This is a genomic window from Niveispirillum sp. (assembly GCF_017996735.1).
In the GTDB taxonomy this organism is placed as follows: domain Bacteria; phylum Pseudomonadota; class Alphaproteobacteria; order Azospirillales; family Azospirillaceae; genus Niveispirillum.
Genome location: NZ_JAGOGJ010000149.1, coordinates 1 through 14,936 on the forward strand (window position 1 = coordinate 1; position 14,936 = coordinate 14,936).

The following is a 14,936-nucleotide window of genomic DNA, read 5'->3' on the forward strand; positions in this document are numbered from 1 at the left end:
CTTCTGCAAACTCAAGGAGTTCAAGCGCATCGCCATGAGAGCTTGCAAAACAGACAAAAGCTTTGAAGCCATAATCTATCTCGCCGCTGCTGTCATCAATTCGCGCTGAATCCCCACAGGCCCTAGTTCTCGAAACTGCGGTCACGCATTTCGCCCAGCCTGTTGAAGAAAACAGCCCTGGCCAAATCAGCGCTTTGCCGTCGAACACTCAAGGTAGGAGCCGTATGCGGGAAAGCCGCACGTACGGATCTGTGTGGGGGGCGCTCAGAAATGAGCGTCCCTACCGCGATTCCGGACCCCACCTATGTATATGACGACGATGACCAGGGTGCGCACCATCACCGACCCGCGCAGCAATGTCCTGACCCATGCCTATGATGGGGTACGGGTGGCTGTCGAAGCTGTCCTACCCTGACGGAGTGGCGGAGAGTTACGGATATGACGCCAACGACAACCGCACGCTCTTTACCCAACGCGACGGGACGGTCAGCATCACCCGCCCCGGTCTTCCCGTCACGTCCTACGGTCTGGACATCCTGGGCCGGGTGGTGGCGGAGAAGGCGGGCGCGGTGCCCCTGCGCACCGCATGGCCGGGCGCAAGCAATCGGCCAGCGCCAGCCTATCATGCCAAGATGTGGGCATCGCCTGATGTCTTGGTCATGGTTTCGGCGGTACCGGACCAGAACCGGCGCCTATTCTCCCATCGAGCCAATTCCGGCTCGAAGGGAGGATGCTATGGGACGCTCACAATTCGACCCTGGGGCAAAAGGTCGCCTGCCCTGGAATGCAGGTCGGCAGATTGGCGCTAAACGGGCCCTGAAGCCACAGCAGGTCTGGGCCATCCGCTTCTGGCTGGACCACCAGCAGCGGGTGCGTGACCGCGCTTTGTTTGATCTAGCCATCGACAGCAAGCTACGTGGTTGTGACCTTGTCCGGATGAAGATCGGCGACATCGTTCGTGGTGGAGAAATCCGGTCACGTGCGCTGGTTGTTCAGAAGAAAACAGGCCGGCCAGTTCAGTTCGAGTTGCTGGAGACGGCCCGCAAGAGTCTCCAGGCTTGGCTGGAACGTCGAGGCGGGTCGCTGACTGATTATGTCTTTCCCAGTCGGGTCGATCATGCAAAACCCATCAGCACGCGCCAGTATGCTCGACTCGTTGAGGAATGGGTGATCGGGATCGGCCTGCGCCGCGAAGACTATGGAACCCACTCCCTACGGCGAACCAAAGCTGCCCTCATCTACAAGCAGACCGGCAATCTGCGCGCCGTGCAGATCCTGCTGAGCCACACTAAGATCGAGACGACGGTGCGCTATCTCGGCGTCGATGTGGAAGACGCACTGCAGCTGGCGGAGACGACGGAGATATAGCCGGTGTGTCCGCTGGGAACCGCCGGAGCGGCCGGGGATGTCCGGAATCCAAGATTACCGCCATAAACCCGCCATTCCGCTTCCGGCCCCCCATCCCACCCAAAAGGCGAGCAAAAAGCGCTCACACGGATGGGGAATAACTTTATCAAATATTCACGGATAAATTGTCATACCATCGGCCAAGGCGAGCCCCCGCATCCAATGCTAAGAGCCTGATCTCCAAAAGAGATCAGGCTCTTTTGCTATCTGCGCCAAGCACCTGCCAAAACCTCGCAGGTAACATATAGGTAACAACAGAGAGTGAAAATGGGCGTAGGAAAGAAGCGGACCCAAGCATCACCGCTACAATGACGATTGACAGCTGCCAGTCCGCACAAAATTCTTTTCTGGCCTAGATTTGTCGGACGCAGGTAATCTCCCCAGCATAGGCCTCCCCGCAGTAACGAGGGAATGTTGCCATCCACACGGGGAGAACGAGGTGCCCAGGTCGGCAGCGACGATCAATCCTGATACCTATGACCCGGACACCTATGGCGATGGTGATGATGGCATCGCCGTGCTCTATGCCCGCTATTGGCGGGAATTGTGTCAGTTCATTCGTGTTCGTTACGGGGCCGGTCCCCCCGATCCGGAGGATGTGGCCCAGATCGCCTTCATGCGCTATGCCCAGATGCCGGCACAGACCGAGGTGAGGAACGCGCGCGCGCTGTTGTACCGCACCGCCATCAATGTCGTCATTGACCACAAGCGACAGGAGAAGGTGGCCGCGACGACCCCCGCCGCCGATCTTCCCGAGCATGAGGTCGACGTTGCTGCGCCCGGATTGGGACCGGAAGGTATCGTTTTGCACCGGGAGGAATTGGCAGTGCTGGAGGAGGTGGTGCGCAACCTGCCGCCGCGCCATCGCAGTTTCTTCCTGGCCAACCGGCTGGAAAACCTTAGCTATGCGGAAATCGCCCGGCGCACCGGCGTGTCGCAATCCGGCGTGCGCAAGATTGTGGAGGAAGCTTTGGCCGTCTGCCAGGCGGCCTTGAAGGACCGAAGGAATGTCGATTACCGGGGATTGAGCCGTGAACGCGCAGCGAAGCGATGATCCCGCGATCGGGGCGGCTGCCCGTCACTGGGCCGTGCGTCTGTCTGGCGAGGAACTGGCGCCGCGGGAACAGGCGCGGTTCGAGGCATGGCGCGACGCCGCCCCCGCCAACCGTGCGGCCTTTGATGAGGCCATGGCCGTCATGAAGGCGGTGGCGGGGCTGTCGCACCTGCGCGGGTTGGCGGCACTTCCGGAGGTGAGGGCGTCGCTGGCCCGGCGGGTCTTGTCGGCGCCGGCCGTGCGCTACGGCGCTATGGCGGCGGCGGTTCTGCTGCTGCTGTCGGGTACCTTGCTACCCCTGCCGTTCGGCGGAAATGGGGCAGTTTATGCTACGGAGGTGGCGCAGATCCGCGATGTGACCCTGAATGATGGCAGCATCGTTACCCTGGGCGCCCAGTCGCGTATTCAGGTGAGCTTCACGGATGCCGAGCGGCTGGTGCGGCTGGACAGCGGGGAGGCATTCTTCAATGTCGTGTCGCAGCCGCACCGCCCTTTCCGCGTGGTGGCCGGCGACACCGTCGTGCAGGTTGTTGGCACCAAGTTCGACGTCAATCGCGGCCCGCAGGAGAGGGTGCGCGTCTCCGTCCTTGAAGGCACGGTGCATGTGCAGCCGGCCGATCCGCAACCCGCGGCGCTGAAGCCGGCACCCGTCATCCTGAAACCCGGCGACCAGGTGGTGACGGCGGGCGCACAGGTGCGGGTGAAGCCGTCCAGTTCACACGCCCCCGCCGTTGCCTCCTGGCGGCAGGGTTATCTCTCCTATGAGGATGCGACCCTGGCGGAGGTTGTGGCTGACGCCCGGCGGTACTACAAAGGCGACATCATCCTGGCCTCACGCGATCTCGGCAGCCTTAAGGTCACCGCCTCCTTCCGGGCCGATCAGATTGGCCGGTTTATGCAGACCCTGCCCGAGATCCTTCCCGTGCAGACCCGCATCAATGGCAGTGAAATCGTGTTGCAGCGGGCAGAGGTCAAAAAAGGTTAGCCGGGATTCAAAATATTTGTGCGAATGGGGCATCGTGATCCGTCCTACCCATGAAGTCGCGAGAAGAAGCGGCAAAGCCATCTTCAAGGGGGAGGAGTTCCTGATGTTCGTGCAACCTGTTGCGCGCCGTCCTGTTGCTGTCCGTCGTCGCCTGCTGGCGGCGTCCATGCTGGCCATCATGGTTGGCGGGACTGCGCTCGCGGACGTTTCCAACAAGACCGTCGATTTCAACATACAGCCGCAACCGTTGGCCCAAGCTTTGATCGCCTTTTCAAAACAGGCAGATGTGATGGTGGTGGCGCCCGCCGATCTGGTGCGAGGCATCCAGGCGCCCGCCGTAACCGGGATGCAGAGCGGTGCTGATGCCCTGTCGACGCTTCTGGCCGGCAGCGGCCTCGCCTATGCGGAGAATGCCGACGGCACTATCACCCTGCGTCCCGCCGAGAAACAGGCTACCGCCGCGCCGGCTGTCGACGCACTGGAGGAGATCATCGTCGTCGCCACGAAGCGGTCGGAGACATTGCAGAATGTTCCCGTCTCCGTCGGCGTGGTGACGGGGGAGCAGATCGAGGCCAAGGGTATTAACCGGGCCATCGATGCCGCCCTGCAGGTCGTGGGTGTGAATTTCCAGCAGGCGGACGAGGCTCGCACGGCGCAGATTTCCGTCCGCGGCATTGGCACCAACGCCGTTTCCTCCGGGTTCGAGCCCAGCGTGTCGGTGATGGTGGATGGCGAGGTCTATGCCCGCACCACCTCGCTGACCCAGAATGTTGCCGATGTGGAACGGGTGGAAGTGTTGCGAGGGCCGCAGGGCACGTTGTTCGGCCGCAACACTTCGGCCGGTGCCATCCATGTCATCACGCGTCAGCCGAAGCTGAACGACCAGGAAGGTTATGTAAGCCTGGGTCTGGCCGAACATGGCGAGCGTACGGTGAAGGGGGCGGTGAACCTGCCGATCGCCGACAATTCCGCCATCCGCCTGAACGCCAGCTATTCCAGGATCGACGGCTGGCTGGACAACAATGCCATTGATGGGGAGAAGCTGACCAATTCCGAAAGCCGGGGCGTGCGGGCCCAATGGCTGACGGAACTGACCCCGGAATTCAGCGTCATCGTCCGTGCCGATTATTCCAAGAGCGACAGCAACGGGGCCGGCACGGTGCACCTGTCCACCGATAATCCCAATGCCCGCGTCATCACCTTGGGTCGTGTGCCGGTGGGGTCGGATGTCACGACGACGGCGGCCGATATCTATCAATATTCGGACGTGGAGAATTATGGGGCGGGGCTGGAGGCCACCCTGGCGCTGGGCGATTATCAGGTGAAGTATCTGGGCACCTACCGCACCTTCAACCTGGATGAAAACCGCGACGCGGACGCCAGCGCCATCATCGCCGGTCCGCTGAACACTGGTGGTATGGAGGACACCTGGACGACACAGCACGAGCTGCGCCTGACATCCCCGCTGCTGGACAAATTCGACTATATCGCCGGCCTGTTCTATTACCATTCCAGCCTGGACCGGGAAGCGGCGGACACGCGTTGCTTCAACCTGAATGCGGCCAAGACCGTTATCGATCCGGTGACGCTGCGGGTAACCAATTGCAACGGGACGGGCAAGCCGATCAATCGCGACCGGTCCTTCACCAATGGCATCGACACCGATAATGCCGCCCTGTTCGGGGAGATCAACTATTACCCGGTGGAAAAGCTGAAGCTGTTCGCCGGCGCCCGCTATCTTTATGAAAAGACGGCGGCCGATTATCTGGGCATCGACGGGGCCAACCGCCGGACCTTCAACGATTCGGCTGACGACACGCAGCTCATCGGTCGTACCGGGGCACAGTATTTTGTTACCGATGATCTCAATGTCTTCGGCAGCTTCTCCACCGGCTACAAGGGATCGTCCTGGGATCTGCGCATCGTGTCGGATGCCACGACCTTCCCGACCGACCTGCTGAAACCGGAAAAATCGCGGCAGTTCGAGGCGGGTTTGCGGTCGCAATGGCTGGATCGCCGCATCACCGTCAATGCCACAGCGTTCGAGATCAAGATCGATGACTTCCAGGAGGATGTGACCACCTTTGTCGATACCGATGGCGACGGCGTCATCGACGATACCTTGCGCGACGTGGTCAATGCCGGTCAGGTCCGGTCGCGCGGTGTGGAACTGGAAACGAATTTCCGTGTGACCCGCGACCTGCGTTTCAATGCTTCCGGTGCTTATACCGACACGATCTACAGCCAGTTCGCTGACTATTACCTGCCGTGCCCGGACCCGCTGATCGGGACGGCGGAATGCTTCACCTTCGAAGGGGCGCCCTATATCAACCTGGAAGGGCGCCGGCCGCCGCGGTCGCCGAAATGGCAGTTCAATATCGGCACCGACTACACGACGGAGGTTGCAGATAGCGGTTTCGAACTGCTGCTGAATGCCACATATCGCTGGCGCAGTGAATTCAACTTCTCCGTTGATCAGGACCCGCGGTTGATCCAGGGGGCGTATGGCGTGGTCGATCTATCGGCCGGGTTGCGGTCACCCGATGGTGACTATCAACTGACACTCTATGCCAAGAACCTGTTCGATAAGCGTTATTATTCCAGCGCCATCGTGAAGTCGGCGGATTTCGGTGGGGGTGTACGGGCTGCCCTGCCACGTGACGCGCTGCGCTATTTCGGCGGCAGCCTGAAGATCAATTTCTGATCAACCGCCAGGGAAGGGGGGCTGGCCGGCGGTCTGTCCCCTTCACCCTGGCCGCCCCTGCGGGAGCGCCCCCATGCATGCATTCGCGAAAAGGCTGGCCCTGGTGCTGGCCGCCCTGCTGCTATGTCCGGTGCCGGATAGTCGGACGGCCGAACCGGCCCGGCCCAACGTCCTGGTCATCGTCGTCGATGACATGAATGACTGGACGGGTTTTGCCGGTGGTCAGGGGGTGACCCCCAACCTGGACCGGCTGGCGGCGCGGGGGCTGGTGTTCCCGTCCATGCAGGCCCCGGCCACCTTCTGCACGCCGTCGCGCACGGCCTTCCTGACCGGGGTGCATCCGGCCACGTCCGGTCATTACCGCAACCAGCCGGCTCTGTTCGGCATGCCGGAGATCGCCACCCTGCCAGCGCATTTCGCCAGCGCCGGATACAAGGTGCTGGGGGCGGGCAAGGTCTTCCACCATATGCACGGTTATCTGGACCGGCGCGGCTATGCGGAATATTTCGCCTGGAACCCCGCCAACAGGGAAAAGGGCTGGCCCCTGCTGCCCTGGGCGCCGCCAGCCCCCACGCCCAAGCGTCCGGCTTCCGCCATCCCCACCTATACCGGCACGCCGGAATTCGATTTCGCCGCCCTGGACGATGCGGTGGAAGACCGGATGGCGGACAGCATCGATGCCAAATGGGCGGCGGAACAGGTGGGCAGGGCCCATGACCGGCCCTTCATGATGACCATCGGCTTCTATGCCCCACACAAGCCGAACTATGTGCCCAAGAAGTATTTCGATCTTTACCCGCTGGAAAAGATCAGGCCGCCGCATGTACCGGTGAATGATCTGGCCGACCTGCCGGGTGATCCGCACGTCAAGCCGCTTTGCTGCCTGTCCCCGGTGAAATCGCCCCTGAATTCGGGCGCCTGGCCCATCCACAAGGAGATTGTGGACCATGGCGACTGGCGTGTGGCGATCCAGGGCTATCTGGCGGCCATGTCCTATGCCGACGCCCAGATTGGTCGGGTGCTGGATGCGCTCAATGCCGGACCCAACCGGGACAACACAGTTGTCGTCTTTCTGTCCGACAATGGTTACCATCTGGGGGAGAAGGAGAAATGGGCCAAGCATTCCCTGTGGCAGCGCACGACGGGCGTGCCCTTCATCATGGCGGGGCCCGGCATCAGGACTGGCCGCTATGACGGGGTGGCCAGCCTGTTGGACATCTACCCCACCTTGCTGTCGCTGACCCATGTGGCAGCACCGGCCCACCATCTGGACGGCAAGGATCTGCGCGCCGTTTTATCCAACCCGGCCAAGCCGATGGATCGGCAGGTGCTGATCGCGGGGAATGAAGGCGAATTCGCCGTCGTCACCGACCGCTGGCGCTACATCCGCTATCTGGATGGTGGCGAGGAACTTTATGACCGCCACGCCGACCCCAATGAATGGGTCAATCTGGCCCGCGACCCTGCCCGCCGGAAGCTGATGGATGGGCTGGCCCGGCTGATCCCCGCCCATCCTGCGAAATCCAAACCCGATGTGGAATTGGGGCAAGTGAAGCTGGTGGTCGATGGTCAGGACTTCCATTGGGAGGCCGTGCCTGAGGGCGAGATCCGCGCCAGCGACACTCCCGATTGACACCCCTTCAAGCCCCAGGAACAACCCATGCGCACCATCCGATCTCTGGCCCTGGCGACGGGGTTGGCCCTTTGCTGCCTGGCGACCCTTGCCACCCAGGCAGAGGGCAAGCGCCCCCGCAACATCATCTTCATCCTGACCGATGATCAGCGTTTCGATGCGCTGGGCGTCATGAACCCGGCGCTGAAGACCCCCAATCTGGACCGGCTGGCCAAACAGGGGGCGCATTTCCGCAATGCCTTCGTTACGACATCGCTTTGTTCGCCCAGCCGGGCGACGATCCTGACGGGCCAGTACATGCATGACCATGGGGTGGTGGACAATAACCGCCCCTTGCGGCCCGGCACGGTGACCTTTCCCAGTTACCTGCAAGGGGCAGGCTATCAGACGGCCTTCTTCGGCAAATGGCATATGGGGGGCGATGGGGACGAACCGCAGCCCGGCTTTGACCATTGGGTCAGCTTCGCTGGCCAGGGCAATTACTTCCCCGACGAGGTGGTGGGCGAAAGCAGCGCCAACGGGCAGCCCAACCAGTTGAATATCGACGGCAAGCACGTCCCGCAAAAGGGCTATATCACGGATGAGTTGACCGATTACGCGCTGGATTGGCTGCGTCAGGGCCGCGACCGGGACAAGCCGTTCTTCATGTATGTCTCTCACAAGGGGCTGCATGCCAATTTCCGGCCGGCCCCGCGCCATGCCGACGCGTACAAGGACCTGCGCATCGATCCGCCGGCCAGCATGGCGGACACCCCTGACAATTACGTCGGCAAGCCGCTCTGGGTCCGCAACCAGCGTAATTCCTGGCATGGCGTCGACTTTCCCTATCACAGTCAGATCGATATCGCCGAGTACCGCCGCAACTATTACCGCACGCTGCTGTCGGTCGATGAAAGCATCGGCAAGCTGATGGCGGAGCTGGAGCGGGAAGGGCTGGACCAGGACACGGCCATTATCTTCATGGGCGACAATGGCTTCATGTTCGGCGAACACGGCCTGATCGATAAGCGCAACGCCTATGAGGAGAGCATGCGTGTGCCCCTGCTGGCCTATGCCCCCGGCCTGATCACGCCGGGCACGCAGGTGGAGGCCATGGTCGCCAACCTGGATATCGCCCCGACCATGCTGGACATTGCCGGCGTGAAGGAAAAGCCCGCCGCATTCGCCGGCAGCAGTTTTCTGCCGCTGGCCCAGGGGCAGAATCCGGCCGGGTGGCGGCAGGAACTGCTTTATGAATATTACTGGGAATTCAACTATCCCCACACGCCGACCACCTTTGCCGTGCGCACCGACCGGTACAAGCTGATCCAGTATCACGGCGTCTGGGATACCGAAGAACTGTACGACTTGCAGGCCGACCCGCAGGAGATGCGCAACCTGATCGACGATCCGGCCCTGATACGGACCAAGGTGGCGCTGCGGGCCAGGCTGTTCGACATGCTGGCGAACGGGGAGGGGGACCATGTCATCCCCTTCACGCGCAAGTTCAACAGTGGGGCCGTCTTCCGCAATCAGGAAGGATCGCCGGCCGCGATCTTCCCCTCCACCTGGATGCGCCGCAAGGGCGACTGGGACGTCGATCAGCATTTCCTGCCCGATGGTCCGGGCAAGGATGAAAAGCTGCGTAGCGTCAAGAAATACTGAGCGGAGGAGCCGGCATGATGAAGCGCCTTTCCCTTTGTCTGGCCCTTGGCCTGACCCTGACGGTCTTCACCTCCACCCACGCGGCACCGGCCCCGGACGGTATGGTGGGTATCACGGGCGGTGAGGTGGCCGTGGGCAGTGATGATGGTCCCCTGGATGAACGACCCCGGCACATGCGCAAGGTGGGCGACTTCCTGCTGGACACCACACCGGTGACGGTCGCCGCGTTTGCCCGCTTCGTGAAGGAAACAAGCTATCGATCGCAGGCGGAGCAGTTCGGCGATGCCGGGGTGATGACCTATGGCACGGGCGAATGGAAACTGGTCAAGGGTGCGGACTGGCGCCATCCCCGGGGACCGGACCAACCGGCGGCGGAGAAGGACCACCCCGTCACCCAGGTGTCCTGGAACGATGCCAAAGCCTATTGCGCCTGGCGCGGTGGGCGGCTGCCCACGGAGGCGGAATGGGAACGGGCGGCGCGCACCGGCCAGAAGGGCGACGGGGATGCCACCTACACCTTCGGCGACAAGCTGGTGAAGGAAGGGCAGTTCCGGGCCAATGTCTGGACCGGCATGTTCCCCTACGAGAATGACGGTGCCGATGGTTATCTTTACACCTCGCCCGTCGGTGTATTCGGGCGGTCGCCGGCGGGGCTGGCCGACATGGCGGGCAATGTCTGGCAGTGGATGGCCGATATTTACCGCCCCTATGCCGACCACGACAAGCCGGTGACCCCGACCAAGGACACCGAATATGCCATGCGCGGCGGGTCGTTCCTGTGTGACCCCAATGTCTGCCACGGTTTCCGGTTGGCCGCGCGCAGCCATGCCTCGGCGGAAACCGCGCTGATGCATGTCGGATTCCGCTGCGCCCGCGATGGTTGAGGCACCGGCAATCTAGTGCGGATGGACGCTTCTGCGCCGTCTCAACAACAAGCGAAGTACCATAAGGGGGAGGAGTCATCATGAACTGGCGGCGCATCGCCCGGGCCATCGGCCTGGCGATCATGGTCACCTGTTTGCCCGCCCTGACCGGCGCGGCCACACCGCAGAAGCCGAACATCGTGCTGATCGTGTCGGACGATCATGGTCGGGAAGCGCTGGGTGCTTATGGCAACCGGCAGGTCCGCACGCCTAACCTGGACCGGCTGGCGGCCGACGGCGTGCGCTTTGACAATGCCTTCGCCACGGCGTCCAGTTGTTCGCCCAGCCGGGCCACGATCCTGTCCGGCCTGCATGTCCATGCCAATGGCATGTACGGGTTGCAGCACGGGGAAAACAATTTCCAGGCGTTCCCCTCCGTCCGTTCCCTGCCGGTTCGGCTGGCGGCCCTGGGCTACCGCACGGGGCGCATCGGCAAGTACCATATCGCGCCGGAAAAGGTCTTCGCCTTCCAGACCGTGCTGTCCAAGGGGGCGGCCAATGACGAAGGTTCCATCGGCCGCAGCCCCGTGGCCATGGCCGATGCGACGGCGGATTTCATCAAGGACCGGTCGGCGCCCTTCTTCCTCTATTTCGCCACCGACGATCCCCACCGCGATGGCGGCATGGCGGCCGGTCAACCCAACCATTTCGGCAACCGGCCGCAGGGTTATCCCGGTGTCACCCCCATCACCTTTGATCCGGCCACCGTCGCCGTGCCGTCCTTCCTGCCCGACACCCCGGGGGTCCGCCAGGAATTGGCCGAATATTATCAGTCCATCGCCCGGCTGGACCAAGGTGTGGGCCGCCTGCTGGACCTGCTGCGCCAGAACGGCCGGATGGAAGATACTGTCGTCATCTATCTGTCCGACAATGGGGCCGCCTTTCCGGGGGCCAAGACCAACCTGTATGACCCCGGCATCCGGCTGCCGCTGATTGTGCGGGAACCTGGCGGGCTCAAGGGCGCGGTGCGCCAGGGCATGGTGAGCTGGGTCGATATCGCCCCCACCATCCTGGATTATGCCGGCGCCAAGGACGAAACCGACATGCAGGGTCGGTCCTTCCGGCCCCTGGTGGACGGACCAGACGCCGGGGGCTGGAACGAGGTGTTCGCCAGCCAGGTGTTCCATGAAGTGCAGATGTACTATCCGATGCGCATGATCCGCACAGACCGGTACAAGCTGATCTGGAACATCGCGCACCCGTTGCCTTTCCCCTTCGCGCTGGACCTGTACAAGTCGTTGAGCTGGCAGAGCTTTCTGGCCGGCAATCAGCAGAGTTTCGGCCCCCGGCCCGTGGCTGATTTCATGCAGCGCCCGGCCTTCGAACTGTACGACCTGAAGGCTGATCCGGATGAAATTCACAATCTGGCGGCCGACCCGGCCCATGCCGACACGCTGCGCGACCTGACGGAACGGCTGAAGACCTTCCAGGAACGCACGAACGACCGCTGGCTGCGCAAGTGGGAGTATGAATGATGGTACGTCATCTCCTTCTGCGCGGGTTGTGTCTGGGGCTGTCGCTGGCCCTGTCCCTGCCGGCCGGGGCCGTATGTGCCAACACCCCATCGCGCCAGCGGCCGCCCAATATCGTGCTGATCGTCGTAGATGATCTGCGGTTCGACGAACTGGGCGTGCTGAACCCGGTCCTGAAGACCCCGAACCTGAACCGGCTGGCGAAGGAGGGGGTGCGGTTCGCCAATGCCTTCGTCACCACCTCGCTCTGCTCGCCCAGCCGGGCCACGATCCTGACGGGACAGTCGGCCCGCAACCATCACATTGTCGGCAACGAATTGCCGGAGCCGGCGGGGACCCGCTTCTTTCCCGGCCTGTTGCAGCAGGCCGGATATCGTACGGCCATGATCGGCAAATGGCATATGGGCCAGGGTGATGCCCCGCGCCCCGGTTTCGACCATTGGGTCAGCTTCGCCGGCCAGGGCGTCTATCTGCCCGATCAGGGGCCGGGCGGGCACCAGATGCTGAATATCGATGGCAAGCCGGTGCCGCAGAAGGGCTACATCACCGACGAGTTGACCGATTATGCACTGGACTGGCTGGGGCAGGAGCAGACGGGGGGGAAGCCCTTCTTCCTCTATCTGGCGCATAAGGCCGTGCATGAGGATTTCACCCCCGCCACACGGCATGAAGGCCAGTACAAGGACCTGCCCGCGCCCACGCCAGCCACCCAGGCAGACACGGCGGCCAATAACGACGGCAAGCCGCGCTGGGTACGGACGCAACGCAATAGCTGGCACGGCGTCGATTACGCCTATTACGGTGAAAAGTCGCTGGACGATCTGCGGCGGCGCTATGCGGAAACCCTGTCGGCTGTGGATGACAGTGTCGGCCGCCTGTTGTCCTGGCTCAAGGAAACGGGGCAGGAGCGGGATACAATCATCCTGTTCATGAGCGACAATGGCTTCCTGTTCGGTGAACATGGGCTGATCGACAAGCGCAACGCCTATGAACCGTCGATCCGGGTGCCGCTTCTGGCCTATGCGCCGGGCCGGTTCCCGGCGGGCGGCGTGGTCGGCGGGATGGTTGCCAATCTGGACGTGGCCCCCACCGTGCTGGATCTGGCCGGTGTGCCGGCCCCGGCCGATTTCGAGGGGCGCAGCTTCCGGGCCCTGGCAGAGGGAAAGCCGGCGGGCGAGGGGGCGCGGCAGGAACTGATCTACGAATATTACTGGGAATTCGCGCTGCCCCACACGCCCACCACCTTCGCCATCCGCACCGATCGTTACAAGTACATCTACTACCATGGCGTCTGGGAGCCGGAGGAACTGTACGACCTGTCCGTCGACCCGGACGAGACGCGCAATCTGGCCGCTCGGCCGGACCAGGCGGCCCTGAAGCAGCAATTGCGTGAACGCCTGTTCGCGGCGCTGCGCAACCGGGAGGGGGAGCGTGTCATTCCCTTTGATGCCAAGAACCGCGACGGCCGCATCTACCGCAGCCGCGACGGCGCCCCGCAGGGCGAATTCCCACCCGAATGGCTGCGTCCGTGAAGGAGCCTTCCCATGCGCAAACCTGATCTTTCCAGCCGCTGGCGCCGGCTGGCCGGCCTGTGCGCCCTGGCCCTGCTGGCCGGCACCGCGTTGGCGCGGGCGGCGACCGACCGGCCCAATATCCTGATCATCCTGGCCGATGACATGGGCTATGCCGATCCCGGCTTTATTGGCGGGGATATCGACACGCCCAACCTGGATCGGCTGGCCCGTGACGGGCTGCTGTTCACCGGCTTCTATAACGAAACCAAATGCACGCCCACACGCGCTTCCCTGCTGACCGGCCATAGCAGTCGGGGCTTGCTGGAACGCGGCGGCGAAGGGCCAAGCGTAGACGAACATCTGCGGCGCGACGTGCCGACCCTGGGCGACCGGATGCGTCAGGCCGGCTATAGCACCCATCTGGTGGGCAAATGGCACCTCGGCGCCGCCTCCCAGGACTGGCCCTACCGGCGCGGCTTCGACCAGGCGTTCGGCCTGATCACGGGGGCGTCCAGCTATTTCGAAATGCGCATGCGGGAGGATCAGGACAATCCCGAACGCCGGCATCTCTGGCCGCCTAAGCCGTTCATGGTGGCCAACGACCAGATCTGGCAGCCGCCGGCCCAGGGCTTCTACATGACGGATGCCATCACCGACCGGGCCGTGGCCACCGTCCAGGCGCAGAAGGGGGCGACGGCGCCGTTCCTGATGTATCTGGCCTATACGGCCCCGCACTGGCCCCTGCACGCGCTGGATGCCGATATCGCCAAATATAAGGGGCGGTTCGATGCCGGATGGGACGCGGTGCGCCAGCGGCGGTTCCAGCATATGAAGGACAGGGGCCTGCTGCCCGCCGATGCCATGCTGCCGCCCTTGCCGGAGAAGATCCCAGCCTGGGACAAGGTGGAGAACAAGGCGGAATGGGCACGGCGGATGGAAGTCTATGCCGCCCAGCTGGACCATCTGGACCAGGGCGTGGGCCGCGTGCTGAAGACGCTGGAGGAGACGGGCCAGCGCGACAACACCATCATCTTCTTCCTGTCCGACAATGGCGCGTCGGCCGAACCCATGGGCCCGAAATTCGGTTATGACGACCCGTCCGCCCCTATCGGATCGGCGGCGACCAACACGGCCTATAAGGAACCCTGGGCGGCCGTGTCCAACACCCCTTATCGCCGCTACAAGCGGTTCCTGTATGAAGGCGGCATCCGTACGCCCATGGTGGTGAACTGGCCGGCAGGGCTGGCGCGCAAGGGGCAGGTGACGGCGGCCTTCGGCCATGTTGCCGACCTGCTGCCGACCGCGCTGGATCTGGCGGGGGCCCCACCGGACAATGATCCCGGCATCGCCGGTCAAAGCCTGCGCCCCGCCTTCACCGATCCCGCCTTCACCGGGCACCAGCGTTATTTCTGGTCGTTCAACAAGGAACGCGCCGTCCGCGACGGGGTCCACAAGCTGGTCAGCAGCGGCAAGGATGGGCGTTGGGAATTGTACGACGTGGTGGCCGATCCCACCGAAAGCCGAGATCTGGCCGCCGCGCAGCCGAAACGCGTCGCCACCATGGCGGCCGCCTGGCAGCAATGGGCCGATGCCCATCCGA

General features: G+C 63.1%; 10 protein-coding genes and 1 pseudogene. All 11 read left to right on the top strand.

Features of this window, described 5'->3' with window-relative positions; genetic code table 11:
* Positions 1–109: pseudogene (locus KBA48_RS28165) on the top strand (IS5/IS1182 family transposase); the annotation flags it as partial.
* A gap of 626 nt (positions 110–735) precedes the next feature.
* On the top strand, positions 736–1,368 hold the full coding sequence (locus KBA48_RS28170; RefSeq protein ID WP_292912019.1) for a tyrosine-type recombinase/integrase: 633 nt from the start codon (positions 736–738) through the stop codon (positions 1,366–1,368).
* A gap of 478 nt (positions 1,369–1,846) precedes the next feature.
* A complete protein-coding gene (locus tag KBA48_RS28175) occupies positions 1,847–2,461 on the top strand; it encodes an RNA polymerase sigma factor (RefSeq protein WP_292912020.1) in 615 nt (204 codons plus the stop codon).
* Positions 2,439–3,446, top strand: coding sequence for a FecR domain-containing protein (locus tag KBA48_RS28180; RefSeq protein ID WP_292912021.1), 1,008 nt, complete (start codon positions 2,439–2,441; stop codon positions 3,444–3,446). Before KBA48_RS28175 ends, KBA48_RS28180 begins: the two co-directional genes overlap by 23 nt.
* A gap of 103 nt (positions 3,447–3,549) precedes the next feature.
* The gene (locus tag KBA48_RS28185) at positions 3,550–6,150 is read left to right on the top strand and encodes a TonB-dependent receptor (RefSeq protein ID WP_292912022.1); all 2,601 of its coding nucleotides are present in this window, start codon (positions 3,550–3,552) and stop codon (positions 6,148–6,150) included.
* A gap of 73 nt (positions 6,151–6,223) precedes the next feature.
* A complete protein-coding gene (locus tag KBA48_RS28190; protein ID WP_292912023.1) occupies positions 6,224–7,783 on the top strand; it encodes a sulfatase in 1,560 nt (519 codons plus the stop codon).
* A gap of 27 nt (positions 7,784–7,810) precedes the next feature.
* On the top strand, positions 7,811–9,427 hold the full coding sequence (locus tag KBA48_RS28195) for a sulfatase (RefSeq protein WP_292912024.1): 1,617 nt from the start codon (positions 7,811–7,813) through the stop codon (positions 9,425–9,427).
* 14 nt (positions 9,428–9,441) lie between these two features.
* Entirely contained in the window at positions 9,442–10,311 is an 870-nt protein-coding gene (locus KBA48_RS28200) for a formylglycine-generating enzyme family protein (RefSeq protein WP_292912025.1), read from the top strand.
* Between the two features lie 80 nt (positions 10,312–10,391).
* Positions 10,392–11,825 carry a sulfatase gene (locus KBA48_RS28205; RefSeq protein ID WP_292912026.1) on the top strand — a complete coding sequence of 478 codons (1,434 nt, stop codon included), beginning with the start codon at positions 10,392–10,394 and terminating at the stop codon, positions 11,823–11,825.
* Positions 11,822–13,354 (top strand): sulfatase, encoded by a 1,533-nt coding sequence (locus KBA48_RS28210; protein WP_292912027.1) that lies wholly within the window; start codon positions 11,822–11,824, stop codon positions 13,352–13,354. The genes KBA48_RS28205 and KBA48_RS28210 overlap by 4 nt, the downstream gene beginning before the upstream one ends.
* 12 nt (positions 13,355–13,366) lie before the next feature.
* Positions 13,367–14,936, top strand: a 1,570-nt coding sequence (locus KBA48_RS28215) for an arylsulfatase (protein WP_292912028.1), incomplete at its 3' end; no start/stop codon positions are given.